We start from the raw sequence: 5,243 nt of genomic DNA on the forward strand, positions 1-5,243 counted from the left end.
GGCCTCTTTGGCTGATTTAATGGTCATTGGAACACGCGTAATAAACTTCTGTTGTTGCTCATCCAGTGAACGAATGCCACGGAAAAGCCAGCTACCGCCTGAAGTAGAACAACAGGTGATGCCGCAATCTATGACCTTATCCCGAGCTATTTTCTGGCTCGTTACCGGTTTGGTGTTGCTGGTCGCGAGCTCTCGCATTTTAGTGTGGGGAGCGGTCAATATTGCTCAGGAACTGGGTGTCAGTGAACTGACGATTGGTCTGACGATTGTCGCTCTGGGGACTTCATTGCCGGAACTGGCGGCATCGCTTGCGGCAGCGCGTAAAGGTGAGCATGACTTGGCTGTCGGTAACGTGGTAGGCTCAAACATGTTTAATTCGCTGGCCGTGGTCGGTATTGCCGGTGCCATTGAGCCGATTTCCGATGTTGGAGCGGAAATTTTCTGGCGTGACTGGTCATCGGTCCTGTTCTGTACGGCCTTGCTGCTCTTCACTGCGGTAAAAATTGGTAAAGCAAAAACTATTTCCCGCCTGGAAGGGGGAGTGTTCGTTCTGTGTTATTTAAGTTATAACATTTACTTGATTCAAGGCAGTGTTGGTTAGCGCTGCTTAATGCTGGTGCCTGGTTGAGATATCCGGGTACCGTTTTACAACATCCATAACCCGTTACGGAGATAAAAATGGAGTTACTCGTCAGCTTTTACGAGACACATCAGGCGTTGATTCTGGATATCATCCAGAACTCAATTTTAACCCTGCTTATTTTAGTGATTGCTTCTATCGCATCAAAACTGATGCGTGCCGGTATTCAGAAAGCCATTATGAAAGTGAGCAATGGTGATGAGATTGTCGCGTCTCTGATGTCTAAAGTCGGTGGTTATATTGTCTACATTCTCGCTCTGGTCATTATTCTCGACCTGTTTGGTGTCAATACCACCAGTTTGGTTGCCTTAGTCGGTGCGGCCGGTTTGGCGATTGGCCTGGCATTAAAAGATACCCTGAGCAATATTGCTGCGGGGATTATGATTTTGTTCCTGAAACCGATAAAAAAAGGTGAATTCGTTGAGTTTGCCGGTTACAGCGGTACGGTAAAAGATATTGGTTTGTTCACCTCAGTATTTGAAACCGGTGACGGCCTGTATATTTCCAGCCCGAATCGCACCGTCTGGAACGCAACCATTCGTAACTTCAGCCGTAACGGCCGTCGTCGTATGGAAATCGTGGTAGGTATCTCTTACGAGGATTCAATTGAAACCGGCCTGAAAGTGCTTCAGGATTTAGCGCTCAGCCATGAAACAGTCATGCTGGATCCGAAACCGCAGGTGATGGTTCAGATGCTGGCGGACAGCTCAGTGAATCTGCAACTACGCGCCTGGTGTACCACGGATAAATACTGGGAAACCTACTGGAGCATTCAGCGTCAGGTGAAAGGTAAGATTGAGGAAGCGGGTATGACCATTCCGTTCCCGCAACGTGATCTGCACATTACGATGACTCAGCCTCAAGCGCAGGAATTGCTGGGTCAGAACAAGGCCTGATGCTCAGCCATTAGCGTTTAATGCTACATAAAAAAGCCTCGCAGTTATCACTGCGAGGCTTTTTCGTATCAGTGTCTCGTCCTGAAATGTGTTTACATATTGATGACGAGAGACTGAATAGTCACTTTGTCAATGAGTGGCTCCGTTACACAAACTCGGACACGGAGCCTGCCCATTGTCTTTTAAAGTAAACCGTTATTTGGCTTTCTTAACCCGCGGTTCACTCATCAGGCCTTTAATCAGCGATATTGTCGCTATCAACAAGACGATAGTGAACGGGAAGCCGGTTGTTACCGCCATCGCCTGCGCCGCAGCCAAACCACCACCCAGCAGCAATGCTATCGCTACTAAGCCTTCGAAGGTACACCAGAACACGCGCTGTGGTGTCGGTGCATCCACTTTACCGCCGGCAGCAATGGTATCGATAACCAGCGAACCTGAATCCGATGATGTGATAAAGAACACAACGACCAGTACGATACCGATGAATGATGTAATTTCATGCAGAGGCATAACTTCAAGCATTTCGAACAGTTTCAATGGCAGGTCTGCGTCCATCACGGCTTTATAACCATCGTTGACGTATTGACTGATCGCGGTACCACCGAACGCCGTCATCCAGAACACACACACGGTTGACGGAACAATCAGCACACAGACGATAAACTCGCGTACGGTTCGGCCACGTGATACACGAGCAATGAACATACCGACGAATGGTGACCATGAAATCCACCACGCCCAGTAGAACGATGTCCAGCCTTGAGAATAGTTCACATCTTCACGGCCAAATGGCATCGACAGTGCAGGGAAGTTGGTCAGATAAGCACCGATATTATCGAAAAATCCGAGCAGAATCGCGGCTGTCGGACCGATGACTACCACGAAAAACAGCAGCAGTGCAGCCAGCAGCATGTTCATTTCTGACAGGCGTTTTACGCCGCCATCAAGGCCAGCCAGTACAGACAGCAGTGCAAATGCAGTGATCACAATGATCAGAATAATTTGCGTGGTGTCAGTCAATGGGATATCAAACAGGAAGTTTAACCCGGTCGCAGCCTGAGACGCGCCGTAGCCCAGAGATGTCGCCAGACCGAAGACCGTCGCCACAATTGCCAGAATATCGATGATATGACCAGTCAAGCCCCAGACTCGTTCGCCAAACAGCGGATAGAACACTGAACGCATAGTCAGTGGTAACCCTTTGTTGAACGAGAAAATAGCCAGTCCCAGAGCCAGCAATGCGTATATTGCCCAAGGGTGAAGTGCCCAATGGTAAATCGTCGCTGCCATACCGAGCGAACGTGCGGCTTCGGTATCACCCATCGCACCACCCAGTGGTGCCCAGTCGGTACGCACACCATTTTCCAGTGTGGTGCCGCCCAGCGCGGTAGTGAAATGGGTCATGGGTTCAGAAACGCCAAAGAAGACCAGGCCAATCCCCATGCCGGCCGCAAATAACATCGCCAGCCATCCTGAATAGGAATAATCCGGAGTGGCATCGGTACCGCCGATTCTGACCCGGCCTAACGGTGATATGGCCAGTCCGAGACAGACGACAACAAAAATGTTACCTGATAACAAGAAGAACCAATCAAGACTTGAGGTGAGCCAAGATCTTAAGTGAAGAAACAGGGGTTCGACTTGTTCGCGAAAGATTAGGGTTGCAAATACAAAGATGACAATCGCTAAGCCTGAGACGGCGAAAACCCGGTTATGAATGTCCAGGCCAAACGGACCGACGGAAAGAACGACGTTGTCCTGACCAACGGTATAATCCGTATCGATTGGGTTTGCTTTGCCACTAGGGTGGGGAACACCACCGTTATCGCTACTCATTTTCTCTCCATTGTTGGTTATAAAAATTCACTAGATGTCGTGAGAAGCTAAGCACTCAGATAATGTGAGTGCTTCTCTTTTTCCAAGAAAATGATTTAGGTCATTTCCATTGGATATAAAACTCTCCTAATATAAAAAAATACCCAGTTAGTACTGCCATAAATCACCATCTGAGATGGAAAAAATAATGAAAAACATGGCATTAAAAGGACCTTATTATTGTCCGTTATCTTACTGGTTGCAACCTCCGTTGCATTGGCCAATTTCGCCTCTTACTACGAGCAAAAACCTCTTTGACTAAGAGTATTATGGCTCAAAGTAACAGTTTTGTATTGGAGCAAGCGGAAATGATCAGCTCCTACATCGATGAGAAAGCCGGCGGTGTGAGCAAAATTGCCCAACAGTATAAAAACCAGCCGATGACAGGCTCTGCCGATGAACTGATTAACCAGACCAAGTCTCTGGCTAACGCGCTCAATCTGGAGAGCGCAGCGCGCTTCCTGTATCGAAAAAATGCAGGGCGGTACCGTATCCGCGGATTTGACCTTATCGTTTTTGAACGACATGGTCAAAACGACTATCTCGAGTGCGGTGGCTGTGATCATGAGTGACAACACGACATTGCTGCCTTCATCGTCGTCTGTTACTAAAAGTGGCGACAAAGTTACGGATTATCCTAGGCTTAAGAAGCCGTGCTGAATGCTGTTGGTAAACAGAGCTCTGTGTTTGACTACACTCTTAACGGGTAACCCAAAATCTTGTTCTCACATGTTATTAATGTTGGGGACAAAAATGGTACTAGGCAATTGGCTTAGACCGTTCGATTGCCTTTGCTCAGTTCGATGGACCAGAAACAATGCGATCCTTGCGACGGTTGTTGCCACGATAGTTTGCGTGGTTATCGCATTTTCTTGATCAACTTTTTTATCGTACGATTATTTCTCTGCGCGATACGATCGCTAACCTTTCCAGTAGCAACGGTGACCTGGTTCAGATCACCTTTGATTCATGCTGACGAGACCTCTCATCACAGAAATGATGAACAAAGCCTTCGCTGGTGTTGGTTAGTGGCAAGTGATGACCTTGTCTATGAGCAAATACTTTATTCGCGCTCGACCTCATCAGCGAAAAAGGTCATTGATGAAGACTATGCAGGCATTGTGGTCAGCGACCAGTGCCCTAGCTATAACTGGATAGCCGCAGACCGTCATCAGTTATGTTGGGCACATGTGAAGCGTAACCTTCAGCAAATGGCGGATTATAGTGGCGGTGGCCACACCGCTTATATTGGCAGACATCTTTGTTTGCTGACGAACGCCATTTTCCATACTCGGCATCGTTATGAACAAGATGAGTTAAATTATGCGCTATACTTACGAAGAATGCGTAGGTTGCAGAAATCGTTCGATCATTGGTTGAGCAAAGGGACTGATGTCATGGTCAAGCGATATCGGGGGCGATGCAAGTTACTGCTCAAACATAGAGAGAGCTTGTGGGTTTTCCTCAAGAAAGTGTCAATCCCCTTAACCAATAATGAAGCTGAGCGATGTATTAGAGGTTTTGTAATCCAAAGGAAAATCAGCTTCGGAACGACCTCGGATGCAGGCGATAAATTCCGCAGTAGGATACATACCCTCATCGAAACCTGCAAAAAACGTGGCTTGTCGGCAATGTCAGTGTTGAGTGAGATCATCACGGCTGTTGTGGCGAAGAGACCGTACCCCAACATCTTTGATCTATAGGCTGTTCCCCCCGTTAATATCGAGTCAAGTTACCTTGGTGAACGATTACGTTTTAAGTCCTAGCTTATCAACGACATGCTCTGCAATCGCTTGATAAAGTGCGGAGACATCTGCTTCATATAAAGC

The 5,243-nt window shown here is 47.6% G+C and carries 4 protein-coding genes and 1 pseudogene; 4 read left to right on the forward strand and 1 reads right to left on the reverse strand.

The window, feature by feature from the left end:
• Positions 1-73 precede the first annotated feature (73 nt).
• Positions 74-601, forward strand: a complete 528-nt coding sequence (locus R7Z77_RS23535; RefSeq protein WP_022591086.1) for a sodium:calcium antiporter — start codon at positions 74-76, stop codon at positions 599-601.
• Positions 602-678: 77 nt separating this feature from the next.
• A complete protein-coding gene (locus R7Z77_RS23540; RefSeq protein WP_262660546.1) occupies positions 679-1,536 on the forward strand; it encodes a mechanosensitive ion channel family protein in 858 nt (285 codons plus the stop codon).
• Between the two features lie 195 nt (positions 1,537-1,731).
• Here R7Z77_RS23540 and R7Z77_RS23545 read toward each other — a convergent pair whose 3' ends face one another.
• Positions 1,732-3,375 carry a BCCT family transporter gene (locus R7Z77_RS23545; protein WP_005396859.1) on the reverse strand — a complete coding sequence of 548 codons (1,644 nt, stop codon included), beginning with the start codon at positions 3,373-3,375 and terminating at the stop codon, positions 1,732-1,734.
• 308 nt (positions 3,376-3,683) lie between these two features.
• Between R7Z77_RS23545 and R7Z77_RS23550 the strand changes: the two genes are divergently transcribed.
• Positions 3,684-3,986 carry a hypothetical protein gene (locus R7Z77_RS23550; RefSeq protein ID WP_213870761.1) on the forward strand — a complete coding sequence of 101 codons (303 nt, stop codon included), beginning with the start codon at positions 3,684-3,686 and terminating at the stop codon, positions 3,984-3,986.
• Between the two features lie 384 nt (positions 3,987-4,370).
• Positions 4,371-5,117 (forward strand): annotated as a pseudogene (gene tnpC, locus R7Z77_RS23555) (IS66 family transposase); the annotation flags it as partial.
• Between the last annotated feature and the right edge of the window lie 126 nt (positions 5,118-5,243).

The sequence above is a fragment of the Vibrio sp. 1401 genome (assembly GCF_033340295.1).